At 39.8% G+C, this 16,447-nt stretch carries 14 protein-coding genes; 1 reads left to right on the plus strand and 13 read right to left on the minus strand.

Annotation, left to right across the window (positions count from 1 at the left end; genetic code table 11):
* Window positions 1-4: 4 nt before the first annotated feature.
* The 12 genes from HHT355_RS08780 to HHT355_RS08835 all read right to left on the minus strand — a co-directional run bounded on the left by HHT355_RS08780 (window position 5) and on the right by HHT355_RS08835 (window position 13,674).
* Window positions 5-670: an RHS repeat-associated core domain-containing protein gene (locus HHT355_RS08780; RefSeq protein WP_199179178.1), complete on the minus strand. Its 666-nt coding sequence runs from the start codon at window positions 668-670 to the stop codon at window positions 5-7.
* A 159-nt stretch (window positions 671-829) separates the two neighbouring features.
* Window positions 830-1,030, minus strand: coding sequence for a cold-shock protein (locus HHT355_RS08785; RefSeq protein ID WP_103203070.1), 201 nt, complete (start codon window positions 1,028-1,030; stop codon window positions 830-832).
* Between the two features lie 90 nt (window positions 1,031-1,120).
* Window positions 1,121-1,567, minus strand: coding sequence for an ACT domain-containing protein (locus HHT355_RS08790; RefSeq protein ID WP_103203071.1), 447 nt, complete (start codon window positions 1,565-1,567; stop codon window positions 1,121-1,123).
* A 41-nt stretch (window positions 1,568-1,608) separates the two neighbouring features.
* Window positions 1,609-2,910: a phenylacetate--CoA ligase family protein gene (locus tag HHT355_RS08795; RefSeq protein ID WP_103203072.1), complete on the minus strand. Its 1,302-nt coding sequence runs from the start codon at window positions 2,908-2,910 to the stop codon at window positions 1,609-1,611.
* Complete coding sequence (locus HHT355_RS08800; protein ID WP_103203073.1) at window positions 2,907-3,329, minus strand: ACT domain-containing protein; 423 nt, start codon at window positions 3,327-3,329, stop codon at window positions 2,907-2,909. Before HHT355_RS08800 ends, HHT355_RS08795 begins: the two co-directional genes overlap by 4 nt.
* Window positions 3,330-3,452: 123 nt before the next feature.
* Window positions 3,453-4,028, minus strand: coding sequence for an indolepyruvate oxidoreductase subunit beta (locus HHT355_RS08805; RefSeq protein WP_103203074.1), 576 nt, complete (start codon window positions 4,026-4,028; stop codon window positions 3,453-3,455).
* 10 nt (window positions 4,029-4,038) lie between these two features.
* Window positions 4,039-5,781: an indolepyruvate ferredoxin oxidoreductase subunit alpha gene (gene iorA, locus HHT355_RS08810; RefSeq protein ID WP_199179179.1), complete on the minus strand. Its 1,743-nt coding sequence runs from the start codon at window positions 5,779-5,781 to the stop codon at window positions 4,039-4,041.
* Between the two features lie 221 nt (window positions 5,782-6,002).
* Window positions 6,003-7,307, minus strand: a complete 1,305-nt coding sequence (locus tag HHT355_RS08815; protein ID WP_103203075.1) for a phenylacetate--CoA ligase family protein — start codon at window positions 7,305-7,307, stop codon at window positions 6,003-6,005.
* Between the two features lie 115 nt (window positions 7,308-7,422).
* Window positions 7,423-8,949, minus strand: coding sequence for a sodium:solute symporter family protein (locus HHT355_RS08820; protein ID WP_103203076.1), 1,527 nt, complete (start codon window positions 8,947-8,949; stop codon window positions 7,423-7,425).
* A 401-nt stretch (window positions 8,950-9,350) separates the two neighbouring features.
* Window positions 9,351-11,144: an aspartate--tRNA ligase gene (gene aspS, locus HHT355_RS08825; protein WP_103203077.1), complete on the minus strand. Its 1,794-nt coding sequence runs from the start codon at window positions 11,142-11,144 to the stop codon at window positions 9,351-9,353.
* An 84-nt stretch (window positions 11,145-11,228) separates the two neighbouring features.
* Window positions 11,229-11,537 carry a Dabb family protein gene (locus tag HHT355_RS08830; protein WP_103203078.1) on the minus strand — a complete coding sequence of 103 codons (309 nt, stop codon included), beginning with the start codon at window positions 11,535-11,537 and terminating at the stop codon, window positions 11,229-11,231.
* Between the two features lie 262 nt (window positions 11,538-11,799).
* Window positions 11,800-13,674, minus strand: a complete 1,875-nt coding sequence (locus tag HHT355_RS08835) for a sialate O-acetylesterase (RefSeq protein WP_199179180.1) — start codon at window positions 13,672-13,674, stop codon at window positions 11,800-11,802.
* Window positions 13,675-13,864: 190 nt separating this feature from the next.
* Here HHT355_RS08835 and HHT355_RS08840 point away from each other — a divergent pair, with 190 nt between their 5' ends.
* Window positions 13,865-14,845, plus strand: a complete 981-nt coding sequence (locus tag HHT355_RS08840) for a LysR family transcriptional regulator (protein WP_103203079.1) — start codon at window positions 13,865-13,867, stop codon at window positions 14,843-14,845.
* A 108-nt stretch (window positions 14,846-14,953) separates the two neighbouring features.
* Here HHT355_RS08840 and hisS read toward each other — a convergent pair whose 3' ends face one another.
* Window positions 14,954-16,216: a histidine--tRNA ligase gene (gene hisS / locus HHT355_RS08845; RefSeq protein WP_103203080.1), complete on the minus strand. Its 1,263-nt coding sequence runs from the start codon at window positions 16,214-16,216 to the stop codon at window positions 14,954-14,956.
* Window positions 16,217-16,447 lie beyond the last annotated feature (231 nt).

Consider the following 16,447-nt stretch of genomic DNA (forward strand, 5'->3'; position numbering starts at 1 on the left):
CTTATTAATCATCATAATAGCAGCTTAGAAGTTTTTCCAGACGTTCAAACTCGTATTTAAACTTATCCCACTTTTTAGGTGATATAGATTGTCTTATATTAATAAGAAATTTTGATATTTCATTATATAGTGAAAATGGTTTATTACCACTAGAATCTTTATAAATTAACGGATTATTATAACAATAGGAATATAAATTCAAACTAAGCGGATTTGTAACTTGTCCCTCATAAGTATCCTCATTAATAAACCTACCCAACGCCGGATCATAGTATCTTGCTCTAAGATAATATAATCCAGTCTCTTCATCAAATATTTCTCCTGCATATTTAAACGGATTACTTATGTTTTCATTGCTTTCCAGGATATTACCCCATTCATCATACTTATAATTATTTACAATTTTTCCGTTTCTGTCAACAATCTGGACTACATCTCCGTGGCCATTATAAAGAGAATAATATTCCCCTCCACCGGTATCCTTTTTAACCAGTACTCTGTCAGGTCCCCATACATAGTTTGCAGTTATATTATACGAATTATGGGCCTCAGCAACGACTCGTCCGGACAAATCATAGACATACAGATCAGAGCTTGTATTTGTATATTTTCCTGCTCTTAATCCGTCTGCATAATACTCCATGTAAGTTACTTTATTGCCTTTTGACACCTGATAACCAATTTCCCCTATAAAAAAGCATAAAAAAATCCTTAAGGAAAACCCTTAAGGATTTTTTATAATCAATTCCGTTATAACAATATAGCCTATTTTAAAACTTATATCTTATATATAAAGTTTGAAAAAGGTACATTGTAAACCCAACATTGATTATAATCTGGTTACATTAGTTGCTTGAGGCCCCTTAGCTCCTTGTACGATTTCGAACTCTACTTCCTGGCCTTCTTCAAGAGACTTGAAGCCTTCCATATTAAGACCTGTATAGTGTACGAAAATGTCGTTGCCTTGTTCATCACAGATGAAACCAAAGCCCTTTTGGTTGTTAAACCACTTAACTGTACCTTTGTTCATGAAAAAAATCCTCCAAAAAATAAATATTTAATTGCCGAACTGTTTCAGCAATAAACCAATCATATCATTCTTTTACAGCCGTGTCAAACATTATTTATTGTTAATATTATTTATTTCATAAGCTTCTTTGTCACTGCATACCTCATACCCGTTGGCTCTTAATACTTCCAGGGCAAGATTTAAATCGGATGCTTTCATAATTATTGAAGTATCTTTTCCGGTGGTTGAAAGTGTATACATATATTCTACACTTAATCCCGCATCAAAAAGTATTTTTAAAACTTCATGCAAGGTTCCGGGTTTTTGGGCTATCTTTACGGCTATAACATCAGCCAGACTGGCGGAAAATCCTTCCTCTCTCAAAACCCGCCTTCCTTCTTCCGGGTCTGAGACAATCATTCTTAACATACCGTATTCCGCCGTATCTGCCAGACTAAAGGATGCTATGTTTATATTATGATCCTTTAATACCTTTGTGACGTCTTCCAGTCTTCCCACCTTGTTTTCTATAAATACAGAAAGCTGCTTAATTAGCATGGTACCCCTCCTTTTTCAATCAACTGTTTAACAATACGGTCCTACTCATACAATTTTCTCTTGTCGATAACTCTCTTGGCCTTTCCTTCGCTTCTGGCAATAGTCTTAGGCTCAACCAAAGTAACCTTTACAGATAATCCGAGAGCCGACTGTAGTACGCCTGCAATTTTCTTTGTCAGGTTTTCCAGTTCCTTAATCTCGTCAGAGAAGAAATGTTCTTCGACTTCAACCTGGATTTCCAAAACATCCAGATTATTTACCCTGTCAACAATAAGTAAATAATGAGGGCTGGTTTCACCCAGTTCCAGCAAAGCAGCTTCAACCTGAGACGGAAATACGTTTACGCCCCGGATAATCAGCATATCATCTGAACGTCCTTTAAATCTTCCGATTCTGGCTATGGTTCTTCCACATTCACAAGGCTTATATGTAATATTTGTCAGATCTTTTGTCCTGTACCTGAGTAAAGGCAGGGCTTCCTTCGTCAGGGTGGTAATAACCAGTTCTCCGATCTCTCCTTCCTTGCAGGGCTCAAGGGTTTGGGGGTTGATTATTTCCGGCAGGAAATGATCTTCGTAAATATGCAGTCCCTTATGATACTCACAGTCTGCAGCCACACCGGGACCAAGTATTTCACTAAGGCCATAAATATCGTATGCCTTAAGGTTAAGTTTGTTTTCAATTTCCTTACGCATATTTTCCGTCCATGGTTCGGCACCGCAGATTGCAGCTTTCAGTTTTATCTTATCAAGCTTGCCTTCCTCTTCAAGGCACTCGGCTATATGAAGCAAATATGAGGGTGTACATGCAATTGCAGTTACTTCAAAATCTTCCATCATTGTTATCAGTCTTTTGGTGTTGCCGGTAGACATGGGTATAACTGTTGCTCCTAAATTTTCAGCTCCATAATGAAGTCCCAGACCACCGGTAAAAAGTCCGTATCCGTAAGCCACCTGTATTTTGTCGTTTATTCCTATGCCTGCCATGGCAAGTACCCTGGTTACGCACTCCTGCCATATCTCAATATCCCTTCTGGTGTATCCGACTACGGTAGCCTTGCCGGTTGTACCGGACGAAGCATGTACCCTGACAATCTGGGATTGGGGTACGGCAAACAGTCCGAAAGGATAATTTTCTCTAAGATCATCCTTTGTAGTAAAGGGAAGCTTATGCAGGTCTTCTATCCCTTTGATATCACCAGGTTCCAAACCAAGCTGCTGCATTTTTTTTCGATAGAATTCCACATTATGATAAACATGGCTTACTGTCTTTTTCAGCCTGGCACTTTGCAGGTTTATAAGTTCATCCCTGCTCATACATTCTTTGGTTTCATTCCATATCATAATATATCCTCCTGTTCGGCAACAGAATACCCCTTATCTGTTAGTAATAACTTGGTCTTTTCCAGGTCGCTTGTATTTAAGATTATTAAAGGAGCTTTATTTCTGCGAAATACGACTGAATAGATATAGTTTATCCCAAGTCCCTCATTGGCTATTAACTGCAACATATCATTCAAAACCCCTGGTTTGTCTTCAAGCTCTACGGCAATAGCATCCGAAACGGTAACCGCATACCCTTTCTCAATTAAATATTTTTTTGCCTCGTCCGGTCGGTCTACTACTATTCGTAATATGGCAAATTCCGGTGTGTCAAATGAAGCTATGGCCCTCAAGTTTATACTATGTTCTTTTAATATGGCGGTTACTTGCGCAACACTGCCGATTTCATTTTGAATAAAAACGGACAATTGCCGGATCACAGCTATACCCCCTCCCTCTATATAATCTATACGATTCCTTTAAATCGATAAGTAATTAAATCAATATCAGCAACCTTCACATAGTAAATCAGTAAAATGAAGTAATTATGAATTTCACAGTATTTACTCGCCCAAACCATATCCGATCTCAAATGCCCTTTTGTTTATATCTATTGTCTTTGGCGGCACGGTCTTTTCAATTACATTCAGCCATTCTTCCTTAGAAAAGTTCATATGCTTAGCAGCCATGCCGAGTACAATCATATTGAATACTTTACTGTTTCCCAGCTTTTTTGCTTCATCTATGGCATTTATCCTATATATTCTGTGATTGGAAGAAAGGTTTTCAATAATATCAGAAGGATATTTTGCTGCCCCTATGACAACCGGCATAGGATCAATTCTTTGGTCATTTAAAATTATTACACCGTCTTTTTTAAGAAAATGTGCATATCTTAAGGCTTCCAATTTTTCAAAAGCTATCAGGATGTCCGCCTGTCCTTCCTCGACAATGGGCTCGTATACTTTTTTTCCGTATCTTACGAAAGTAACAACACTGCCGCCCCGCTGTGCCATCCCGTGAACCTCGGAAAGCTTTACGTCATATCCTGCCTGGATAGTAAGACCGCCAAGGATTCTGCTGGTAAGCAATGTCCCTTGTCCGCCTACACCTACAATCATAATATTCTTTGTTTCCATGGTTGTCCTCCTATCTTACCTTGATACTGCATATAGCATTGAATTTACACAAAGATTCGCACAGGCCGCAGCCGTTACACATGGTATCGTTTATAACGATCTCGCTGTTTTCCGTCTTTGTAATGGCAGGACATCCGGGTTTCATACATTGCCCGCATTTCTTGCAGTTTTCCTGGTTTACGGTATACTGCTTTGTTACCGGTGATTTATCAAGCAAGGCACAAGGAGCCTTTGCTATTATGACCGCAAGTTCGTCCGAGGCAACCGCTTCCTTGACAGTCTTTTCCAGCAAATTTATATCAAAAGCATCCACTACGTAAACGTTAGGTACACCTACTGCTTTGCACAGTGCTTCCAAATCAACCGCATATGTATCCTCTCCTTTAAGGGTCTTTCCTGTAGCGGCATGGTCCTGGTGCCCGGTCATTCCTGTAGTGGAATTGTCAAGAATTAAAACCGTCCCGGTGCTTTTATTGTATACCATATTTATAAGTGAATTTATGCCTGTATGTAAAAATGTTGAATCTCCTATTACAGCCACCCAGTTTTTGATATATTCCTTGCCTTTGGCCTTTTCCATTCCGTGCAGGGACGAAATACTGGCGCCCATGCAGATTGTTGTATCCACTACTCCTAACGGAGCAACAGCTCCCAGAGTATAACAGCCAATATCCCCGGCTCCGTGAATTTTTAGTTTCTTTAATACGGAATAAACACTCCTGTGAGGACAGCCCGGGCACAATATAGGAGGCCTGTTAGGCAATTCCGCTGCCGGAAGCAAAGATATATTTTCACCTTTTATGGCCCGTCTTAACATATTGGCGGAATACTCTCCCTGTACCGTAAGAATATCTTTTCCTATGGCATTAATCCCCCAGGATTTTACCTGTTCTTCAATTACCGGGTCCAGTTCTTCTATTATATAAAGGGTCTCTACCCTGGATGCAAACTCCTCAATCAGTTTTCTCGGCAGAGGATTTACTATTCCCAGTTTTAACACCGAAGCTTCCGGAAGAGCTTCTTTCACGTATTGATAAGGGATACCCGAAGTGATAACGCCGATTTTTGAGTCTTTGTATTCAACCTTGTTAATCGGAAAATCGCAGCTGTCTTTTATAAGCGCAAGCTCTCTGCTTTCTACAACCAGATGACGCTGTTTTGCATTTCCGGGCATCATAACATATTTAGCTATATCCCTGACATATGGTTTATCCTCTATATCAAGCCTTTCATTTAATTCCACCAGTCCCTGGGAATGGGATAATCTGGTTGTGCTTCTTACAATAACAGGCGTATCATACTTTTCACTTAATTCAAATGCGAATTTAACAAACTCTTTCGCTTCTTGGCTGTCTGCAGGTTCCAGTACCGGAATTTTTGCCGCCCTTGCAATTGCTCTTGTATCCTGTTCATTTTGCGAACTGTAAAGGCCCGGATCGTCTGCTACTATTACTACCAGGCCTCCGTTAACACCGGTGTATGAAGCGGTAAACAAAGGGTCAGCGGCAACGTTTAATCCTACATGCTTCATTGATGCCAAAGCCCTGACTCCGCTTATGGATGCTCCTATGGCTACCTCCAGGGCTACCTTTTCATTGGGTGACCATTCCGAATATATCCCATCATACTTGACTATAGCTTCACTGATTTCCGTACTGGGCGTACCGGGATATGCGGCAGACACTTTACACCCTGCCTCATAAGCTCCCCGGGCAAAAGCCTCGTTGCCCAGCATCAATACTTTATCAGACACTTGTCTTCTCCTTTCTTATGTACCGATTTAACGTCATACGTTTTGCTTATATTATAATACATAAAAATGTTAAATTACACCTTTTTTCATCTGGCTATTTACTTTTTTTGCATTTACGTCAGGACATATTTTATATCTTTTAAATAAAACATATCTATTGCCTTGATTGATTTCGTTGCTATGTTTATTTACACATACATACTATATTAATCTTAATAATCTTACATTTTACGCAGGTCCGTAACACGCTTTGCTTTACCTTCGAATCGCTTAAGGCTTCTTGGCGCAACCAGTTTTACGGCTGCATCCAGGCCAAGCACAGTCCTAAGATTTGATTTTATCCTCTTTTCCAGTTCGCCAAGTTTGGCATAAGAATCAAGCAGAGATTCGTCTGCCAGTTCAACCTTAATTTCCATAAAATCCAAATAATCTTTTCTGTCCACAACAATTTCATAGTGAGCCCCGATTTCAGGCACTTTAAACAGCACTTCCTCAATCTGGCTTGGAAATACGTTAACACCCCTGATAATAAGCATATCATCGGATCTGCCGGACAAACTTTCCATCCTGACCGTAGTTCTGCCGCACTTGCAGGGTTCATAGAAAAGTCTTGTTATATCTCTTGTCCGGTAGCGTATTAAAGGAAGAGCCTCTTTTGTTATACAGGTAATAACCAGTTCTCCCTTTGCTCCCGGCGGCAAGACTTCGCCCGTATCCGGATCGATAATTTCCGGAATAAAATGATCCTCATTAATATGCATACCGCATAATTCAAGACATTCGCCGGATACCCCCGGTCCCATAAGTTCACTCATGCCGTAATTTTGAGTGACCGTCATTTTGCTTCCCCAAAGCCTGTGCATTTCACTGCGCATGGCTTCGGACATACCCTCACCGCCAAAAAGACCGATTCTTACATTTAAATCTTTTTCCGGGTCTAGCCCCATCTCCCTGGCAACTTCGGCAATATGCAAAGCATATGACGGCGTTGCCACAAGCAGGGTTGTCCCAAAATCCTGCATATACATAATCTGCTTCTTAGTATTACCTGCAGAAGCAGGGCATACAACAGCTCCTATATTTTCCAGACCATAGTGAAGACCCAAAGCTCCTGTAAACATTCCGTATCCGAAGCAAATCTGGGCTATATCTTCCGAAGTGGCACCTCCCATACAGGCAATACGGGATACGCATTCTGTCCAGATTTGCAGGTCTTTTCTTGTATAGCCTACTACGGTAGGCTTTCCTGTGGTACCTGAAGAAGCATGTATGCGCACCAGGTCTTTTTTCGGTACCGTAAACAAACCGAAAGGATAATTATCCCTTAAGTCCTGTTTTGTAGTAAACGGAAGTTTTTTAAGGTCTTTAAGATCCTTGATGTCTTCACAGCTTATTCCTGCCTGTTCCATTTTCTTACGATAAGCAGGCACCTTTTCATAAACCCGTTTTAAAGTTTCCTTAAGCCTTGTAAACTGAATATTTTCTATTTCCTGTCTTGGTAGCGTTTCCTCTTTCGCCCATATCATTTTAATATCCCCTTACTATATTTTATAAATATTGATTACTTCTTGATATGTTGTTAATTTGCCTACAGTTAGCATCTGCATTTTACATTTAACCTTTACTTTATAAGCGATTAAACTACTCCTGTACCGGTATGTAGCTTCCTTTGCTTTCTGTCTTTTGGTAGCACTCAAAAATTTCCTCTACTTTTTCCTTCTTCATTTTAGGGGTAAGGATACTGACTACAGGCACGACTATAAGTCCTGCAACCATAGCCAAAGCCCCGGCATTAATAGGAGAACTGATATATCCGAAGATCATATTGGTTGTTGTAATTCCCACACCGGTTGCAAAACTTGTCCAAACCGCAGTTTTTGTAACCCCTTTCCAGTATATTCCGTATAAAAACGGCGCCAAAAATGCTCCCGCCAAAGCTCCCCATGAAATTCCCATAAGCTGTGCTATAAAGACAGGCGGATTAAGGGCAAGAATTACCGAAAGCATTATAAATAACAGAATCAATATTCTCATTATCCTGATCTGCTTCTTCTCACTTAAGTCCTTATAGAGTGCCCCCTTAATCAGATCTAACGTAATTGTAGAACTGGATGTCAGTACAAGAGCCGATAAAGTCGACATAGAAGCTGACAGCACCAAAACGACAACCATCCCAATCATTGCATCCGACAAAGATGAAAGCATGCTTGGTATAATAGCATCATACATAACCCTGCCCTGGTCGTTATAAATAGCTGGACTGTCAAACAGTCTTCCGAATCCTCCAAGAAAATAGCAACCCCCGGCTATAACAATAGCAAATACAGTAGAAATCACCGTTCCAGTCTTGATGGATTTTTCATTCTTTATGGCATAAAACTTATGTATCATTTGAGGAAGGCCCCAGGTTCCCAGGGATGTTAAAATTACTACTCCGATTAAATTGAAGGGATCGGGACCGAATATGGAAGTAAACATTCCATCTTGTCCTATAGTTGCGGGAAAATCGCTCTCAAGCTCAGCAAGCTTTTCGACAGCTAATAACAGGCCTCCCTGTCTTCCAAGAACAGCCGCAATCACAGCAATTATCCCGATTATCATAACTATTCCCTGAATAAAATCGTTTATGGCTGTTGCCATATAACCTCCGGCTATAACGTATATACCGGTAAGTACCGCCATAGTAAGAACACACACCCAATAAGGAATATCAAAGGCCATGCCGAACAATCTTGATAAACCGTTGTAAACCGATGAGGTATAAGGAACCAAAAAAATAAAAGCTATAAGTGATGCGGCAACTTTTAAGGCTTTACTGTCATATCTGCTGCCAAAAAAGTCAGGCATGGTGGAAGATTTAAGATGATTGGTCATAATACGGGTTCTGCGTCCGAGTATTACCCATGCCAGCAAACTTCCGATTATGGCATTGCCTATTCCGATCCAGGTGGCGGATAAACCGAATCTCCATCCGAACTGACCGGCATATCCGACAAAAACCACCGCAGAAAAATAAGAGGTCCCATAAGCGAAGGCCGTAAGCCACGGTCCTACAGTTCTTCCTCCCAATACAAAATCCCCGACATTAGTGGCATACTTTCTGGCAAAGATTCCGACTGCAATCATAATTGCAAAGAAAGAAACCAAAAATAATAACTTTATTACCACTTTTTATACCTTCCTTTTTATGTATTCTTTATTCGTTTAACGCTTTAAAGCGTCTATGTCGTAAAGTAATGGTAGCACTTATTAATTTTTCTGTCAATACTTTGACAATATTTTTAGGTCGCTGCAGTAAAATTTTGTATAATTTACACAATCAAATAAGGTATCCTATTGAGCCAGAATTAAATCCCCCAAGCAGACATCTGTTTTCTCTTACTATATCTGTTTTATAATAAAAACCATCCCCAATATAAGAAATCCGTTCAATTCTTAAATGGAAGATGGGGGAAACCGCTATCATCAACAGTTAAAATTAAATAAATTTCAAACATAATAAAACTGCACCTCAAAATGCTGTTTTACTAACATTTTGGGTGCAGTTTTATAAAAATTTTTCTAAAATTTTATTCTTCTTTATTTGCCACAACGGCAATTCCAAGCTCTGCTAGCTGTTTATCATCAACAGTACTTGGTGCTTCAGTCATCGGGCATGAAGCGTCTTTAACCTTGGGGAAAGCTATTACATCCCTGATACTGTCTTCTTTTGCCATAAGCATGATAAGACGGTCAAGACCGTATGCCAAACCTGCATGAGGAGGTACACCGTACTTGAATGCATTAAGAAGGAAGCCGAAACGGTTGTAAGCGTCTTCCTTGGTAAAGCCTAAAACTTCAAACATTTTCTCCTGAACTTCGCTTTGATATATTCTTACGGAACCGCCTCCAATCTCGGTGCCGTTTAATACAATATCATAAGCCTTTGCCCTGACCTTGCCGGGGTCCGTATCAAGCAAGTGAAGGTCTTCATCCATAGGCATGGTAAAAGGATGATGCTTGGCCACGTATCTGCCCTCTTCTTCGGAATATTCAAGCAGAGGAAATTCCGTAACCCAAAGGAATTTATACTCGTCTTTATTCAAAAGATCCAGCCTTTTTGCCAACTCTACCCGTAAATTTCCGAGGGCGGCAAATACGATATCATCCTTATCGGCGGCAAAGAGCAATAAATCTCCCGGCTTTCCTTCCATAGCATTAACCAAATCTGCCAGTTCCTGCTCGGTCATGAATTTTGCAAAGGATGACTTGTAAGATCCGTCCTCATTTATTGCAAGGTAGGCCAAACCTTTGGCTCCGAAATCTTTTACGAAGTCAACCAAAGAATCTATCTGTTTTCTTGGCATATTTGCCTGTCCCTGGGCATTGATGCCGCGGACAGAACCGCCGTTTTCTATGGCTGATGTAAATACACCGAAACCACAGTTTTTAACTATCTCCGATACGTTCTTAAGCTCCATGCCGAAACGGATATCAGGCTTATCGGAGCCGAATCTTTCCATAGCTTCCGCATAGGTCATTCTCGGTATCGGAAGTTCAACATCTATACCGATGCATTCTTTAAACAGGGTCTTAAGCAACCGTTCGTTTACATCGATAACGTCGTCAACATCAACAAAGGACAATTCCATATCTATCTGGGTAAATTCCGGCTGACGGTCAGCTCTTAAGTCCTCGTCACGGAAACATTTTACTATCTGGAAGTACCTGTCGTATCCGGCGACCATCAAAAGCTGCTTAAATAGCTGGGGTGATTGAGGAAGGGCATAGAAATTGCCGGGATATATACGGCTAGGAACCAGATAATCCCTTGCTCCTTCCGGTGTGCTTTTTGTCAGCATGGGCGTTTCTATTTCAAGGAAACCTTCTTCCGTCAGGAATTTGCGAACCACAGTCGTTGCTTTGCTTCTTAGCATCAGGTTTCTTTGTAAATCCGGCCTTCTAAGATCCAAATACCTGTACTTAAGTCTTAAGTCTTCCTTGGTTTTGCTGTCCTCCTCAATAGGGAAAGGAGGGGTTTCCGCTTCTGAAAGAATTCTTAAATCATGAGCTCTTATTTCTATATCTCCTGTTACCAGGTTTTCATTTACCGCACCGGATCTGTATTCTACTCTTCCGGTAACGGCAATTACATATTCACTCTTTAAACGTGCCGCTTTGGCAAAGCCTTCGCTGCCGATATCGCTTTCTTCAAATATAATCTGCAGAATTCCGGAACGGTCTCTCAAGTCTACAAATATTATACCGCCCTTATTCCTGCTTTTTTGTACCCATCCCATTACCGTTACTGTTTCACCGACATTATTTCTTGATACTTCTGTACAACGATGGCTTCTGCGTAAACCTTTCATTGATTCAGCCATATTTTCACAATCTCCTTTTTCTATAAGTATGCCATATATTTTAATTAATTTATTTAAAACTGTCTACTGATTATTTTACTTCATTTATTCGTTGACGTAAAAGTCCAGGCATCTTCTGTTGCAGGTCCTCGGCCTTACTATATCAGTCCCCACTCTTACATGTTCAGGATGTGTCTGATATGCCTTATAGGCTTCCTCACTTACAAAGACCGAATCAAGAAGAATATCCGCATCAGAAGAAAACATGGGCTTTATAAGCACCTCTAATGATACAATCCCGTCAATCAGGTTTTTTAAGTTTTCCAATTCTCTTTTAATTTCTTCAGCGTATTTTTTGTTTTCTTCTTCTGAGAATTCTTCTCTGAAATTCCATGCCACTATATGCCTTATCATATATTATCCCCCTTGCCGCTCTGTATTTTCATTTTAAAATCCAAAAATATATTTCAGTATTCTAATTGACTCAGATAATTATAACATATGTGTCAAAAAATTCGTATCAGAAATTTAAAACGGTATTATGTATTATATCAATCCTTTCTGATCGTATTTAAAAGCAAACAAAAGAAGGCCGCTTCAAATCGGCCAGGTTTTAGGATTAAAAATTCTCAAACCTTTATGAAACAGCCTTCTTAATAGATATGATTTATGCAGACTATTGTGTTATAAATGGAGATGCGGGAAGTCCTTCTTTATTATATAAATTTGCCTTTTCGGGATTATCCGCCCAGGCATAACGGACCCTTGAAGGTTGCGGTACTTTTTTGCTGTATACTACAACACTGTCATTATCTATTTCGGCTTCGGCAGGATAAAAGACACCGTCTTTTCCGCATATTTCGAAAGTTTCAAGCTTATTTCCCTTTACTGTCAAACCGCTGCCGGTATATTTGAAATATAGCCTGATTTTGTTTTCTTCCACTATCATCCTGTCATATATAGGCCCACTGCAAACGATGTCCTCACCAAACACATGATTTAACGCCCAAAGAGCCAGTCTCTCACCGACACTCTTTTTATCCCAAGGATGAAGATCATTATACATACCCACATCAATTGTTACTGCCATGCCGGTATTGGGTAATTCCAGTACCCGCCTTTGTGCCTCCCTTAGTTCAGCCCAACCGCTGACTTCCGGTTCCATCCTCCACGGGCAATAGTTGGCAAGCTGCACATAATAGAAAGGTATATTTCCTAAGTCCCAAAGCTTTCTCCAGTCGTTTATAACGGCCTCAAACAGTTCTTTGTAATCGTAAGGGTATCCGGTATTTGATTCGCCCTGGTACCAAAGAACACCCCTGATACTGTAGTTTCTCAAAGGATAAATCATACCGTTATAAAGGCCGGTAGGTTTATATTGGAAAAAAGTAATAGGATCCTGTGCTTTTGATATAGCCCCTATCTTATATCTCCATGTTCCTGATATAGGTATTTGCTCGTCTTCAATCTTAATATAATAGGGCATATCAGTTACAAATCCGCCGATATTGGAAGTAATAATAAGACGTACTGCGATTACGTTTCTTCCGGTTTTTAATAATCCTTCCGGAATTTTATATCTTCTTGGAGGATAAAGATATCCTGTATTTCCGACCTGGACACCGTTTATATAAGTATCATCGCCATCAATGAGTGTGCCAAGTATCAGTTTTCCTTCTTTACCTGCCAGCCTTTCGGGAAGCCAGAATTCTTTTCTTAACCATACAGACCCTCTTATAGGTTCCAGTTCCGTCCCTCGGAAGCTTGCCGGTAAATCAATATCTCTCCAATCGCTGTCGTTATATTTTTCACTGTACCAGGGTTCAGGTATTTCATGCAGGCCTTCGTCTTTTTTGAAAAGTTCGTCATACCAGTTCTGAATTCTTTCGGCATCACTTGCTATGGTATCCTTTACATAAGATTCGTCTTTGCATTGTTCCAAAATATCCGTATATCTGTCAAATCTCATAAGTGTTTTTTCACTCATCCAGGCTTCTGCCGGTGTTCCGCCGATTGCGGTAAAGAGCAGTCCGATCGGTATTTTATATTTGTCATATATTTTCCTTGAGAAGAAATAGCCTATGGCACTGAAACTGTATACCGTTTCGGGATTTACAGGAACCCACATCCCTTCGGCAACTTCGTCTACCGGCCCGTTAAAATTATAGACCATAGGCACCGTAAATTGTCTTATTTCTGGATAATTTGCCCCTTTTACCTCATCTTCGAATAAATCAAGGGTACGGCTTACCGGAATTTGCATATTGGATTGTCCGCCAAGTACCCATACGTCGCCCACAAGGACATCCTTAATTACTTTTTCCTCATCCTCATGGTTTATAACTATTTCATAAGGTCCGCCCGCCTTTAGATCATATAAGACAACCATCCAGCAGCCGTCATCATTTACTACTGTCTTATATTCATTATTCATAAATGTTAGCTTTAGCTCTTTACCCGGGACCCCTTTTCCCCATATCTTCACTCTGGAATCTCTTTGAAGTACCATTCCGTCACTTAGTAAAGGTGAAAGCCAAATTTTATTTGTCATTTTATCGTAAGTCTCCTTTCAAAATTAACAGTATCAAAATGCCAGTACCACGGATGGTTAACTCAACTAACTGTTTTCTATTAATATTTATTGTATCAAATCGTTTTATTATAAGCTAATTGTTATTGACTTATTATTCTCATAAGCTTATACTTATACCATAATTTGCCTATGATAAAAGGAGGCTTATATGACTACCCAACAGATTGAGTATGTTCTAACTCTTGCGGAAGAAAAAAGTTTTTCAAAAGCCGCACAAAAACTATATGTAACCCAGCCTTCCCTTAGCCAATTCATTAAAAATCTGGAAAATGAACTTCGTGTTCAGCTTTTTGACAGAAGCACCAATCCCATACGCCTTACTCCTGCGGGAGAAGCTTTTGTTAATGCTGCCCGTAAAATTAAAGCAATTGAAGAGGAGTTGCATATAAAGTTAGCCGATCTTACAAATTTAAAAACTGGCGAGTTAAGAATAGGTACCAGTCCCTTTCGTGCCTCCTGCTTGTTGCCAAAAAGCATAGCTAAATTTCATGAGTTATATCCCGGGATAAGCATACATATCCTTGAAGAGGTTACCGTCAAGCTGGAAGAAGCCGCCATGGACGGCAGTATTGATCTTTTTTTAAGCACAGGCCCGTTTGATGAAAATATTTTTCATGTTGAAGAACTTGCCGTAGAACAGCTCTTTCTTGCCGTTCCTCCGGACAATCCTATTAATAAAGGGCTGGAATCATACCATATATCGAATTATGACATAAAGATGGCCTCTGTTAAGTATCATAAAACTCCCCCTGTAGATCTTTCCGTATTCAGGTCGGCTCCTTTTATATTTGTAAAGCAAAATCAAAAATTATATGACATAGCTTCAGAGTTTTGCCTGTCGGCAGGCTTTAATCCTTACGTTATATTATGCAGTGAGCGGCTGGAAACCGCATTTTCCTGGGCTTTAGCCGGCATAGGGTGTACTTTTGTCCCCGACTTCCTAATCAGATTCGGTAATTATGAAAAACATCCTATATATTATAAGCTTAACCACCCGAAAGCAACCCGTAATATATGTATTGTCTACCGCAAAAACCGCTATCTGTCCAGAGTCGCTCTGGAATATATATCACTTCTTAAAAAGCTTATAGGATACGGTACCTGGTCCTACCCTGTGCCGCTAAACTGATGAAATTTTAAAAACCTGCTGTAAATATTGTTTGGAATGTCATGCAGTCCCAAACTGGTATAATTACAGCAGGTTTTATTGTTTAGAAACACTATTTACACAAGTATCTTATTTACCGCTTTTAAAATTATTAATAAATACAGTTATTTCATTAAGGCTTATTTCGGTCTGTTCTCCGGTTTCCATATTCTTTATATTTGCTTTGCCTGTGGCAAGCTCATCAGCTCCGATTATTACCGAGTGTATTGCACCGATTTTGTTGGCGTATTTCATCTGTGCCTTTACGCTGCGCTCCATATAATCGGTTTCCACAATCAGGCCTTGTTTTCTTAAATCCCTTACTATCTTATAAGCCGCAGCCTTTGCTTCTTTACCCAAAATACCGACATACAGGTCCACATTGGGTTCTTTTGGTAACTCAACTTTTTGTGCTTCCAGTTCGTTTATAATCCTTTCTATGCCGATACCAAAACCAACCGCAGGAATATCCTGCTTTTCGTCAATTTCATGAACCAAATTATCATATCTGCCGCCGCCGCATAAGGTAAATCCTTCGCTGTTTATAAATTCGAAAACCGTCTTCGTATAATAATCAAGGCCTCTTACTATACCCGTATCAACTTCGAAAGGAATACCAAGGTCATTAAGAAGATTCTGCAGTTCATTAAAATGATTCCTACAGTCCTCATCCAGATAATCAACGGTTCTGGGAGCGTCTTTTACGATTTCCTTGCAGCTGTCCACTTTACAGTCCAATACCCTTAGCGGATTTTTTGTCATTCTTTCTTTACAGGTAGGACAGAGTTTGTCCGCATTTTTATTTAAAAAGGCCAGCAATGCCTCATTGTAATCTTTTCTGCAATTCTTGCATCCGATACTGTTGATATGCAGTTTTATCCCCTTAAGGCCAAGCTTCTCCAAAAATTCCATAAGGAGGGAAATAATCTCCACTTCAGCCAAGGGGCTTGCCGAACCGAAGAACTCGACACCGAATTGGTGGTGCTGTCTTAATCTTCCGCTTTGGGGATTCTCATAGCGGAAAGCCTGGGTAACATAAAACAACTTTGTAGGCTGGCTTTCTGCATATAAGCTGTTTTCAAGATAAGCCCGGACAGTTCCTGCCGTCCCTTCAGGTTTTAAGGTTATGCTTCTTCCTCCCTTATCCTCAAAAGTATACATTTCTTTTTGCACTACGTCCGTTGTTTCCCCTACACCTCTCTGAAAAAGGACCGTATGCTCGAAAACCGGAGTTATTATTTCTTTAATATTATATGACCGGCATAACTTACGGGCCGTTTCCTCGATTATGGTTCTCTTATACATGTTGGAACCGTACCAATCCTGTGTTCCCTTCGGTCTTTGTGTAATCATCATAATCCTCCTAAAAACCTAAATTTAATTTCCTAAATCCTATGACCTTTAATTATGTGGAATTTATTATATATGGCTGATTAATTCGTATTGTTATTATCATAAGTATATAGAGGAATTTACCCATTTAATTTATTTGTCATTTTAAAGAATGAATATATATCATTTATAAATACTCATAAATTTTTTAACTCAATTTATATAACCAGGCAATATAAAATTTAAAATAAC

The organism is Herbinix hemicellulosilytica, assembly GCF_002904165.1.
Taxonomy (GTDB): Bacteria; Bacillota; Clostridia; order Lachnospirales; family Lachnospiraceae; genus Mobilitalea; species Mobilitalea hemicellulosilytica.

What these genes read in the sequence shown, in the direction of transcription:
- HHT355_RS08785 (WP_103203070.1), bottom strand. Translation starts at nt 1,030, where the DNA reads ATGAACAAAGGTACAGTTAAGTGGTTTAACAACCAAAAGGGCTTTGGT.
- HHT355_RS08790 (WP_103203071.1), bottom strand. Translation starts at nt 1,567, where the DNA reads ATGCTAATTAAGCAGCTTTCTGTATTTATAGAAAACAAGGTGGGAAGA.
- HHT355_RS08795 (WP_103203072.1), bottom strand. Translation starts at nt 2,910, where the DNA reads ATGATATGGAATGAAACCAAAGAATGTATGAGCAGGGATGAACTTATA.
- HHT355_RS08805 (WP_103203074.1), bottom strand. Translation starts at nt 4,028, where the DNA reads ATGGAAACAAAGAATATTATGATTGTAGGTGTAGGCGGACAAGGGACA.
- HHT355_RS08815 (WP_103203075.1), bottom strand. Translation starts at nt 7,307, where the DNA reads ATGATATGGGCGAAAGAGGAAACGCTACCAAGACAGGAAATAGAAAAT.
- aspS (WP_103203077.1), bottom strand. Translation starts at nt 11,144, where the DNA reads ATGGCTGAATCAATGAAAGGTTTACGCAGAAGCCATCGTTGTACAGAA.
- HHT355_RS08830 (WP_103203078.1), bottom strand. Translation starts at nt 11,537, where the DNA reads ATGATAAGGCATATAGTGGCATGGAATTTCAGAGAAGAATTCTCAGAA.
- HHT355_RS08835 (WP_199179180.1), bottom strand. Translation starts at nt 13,674, where the DNA reads ATGACAAATAAAATTTGGCTTTCACCTTTACTAAGTGACGGAATGGTA.
- HHT355_RS08840 (WP_103203079.1), top strand. Translation starts at nt 13,865, where the DNA reads ATGACTACCCAACAGATTGAGTATGTTCTAACTCTTGCGGAAGAAAAA.
- hisS (WP_103203080.1), bottom strand. Translation starts at nt 16,216, where the DNA reads ATGATTACACAAAGACCGAAGGGAACACAGGATTGGTACGGTTCCAAC.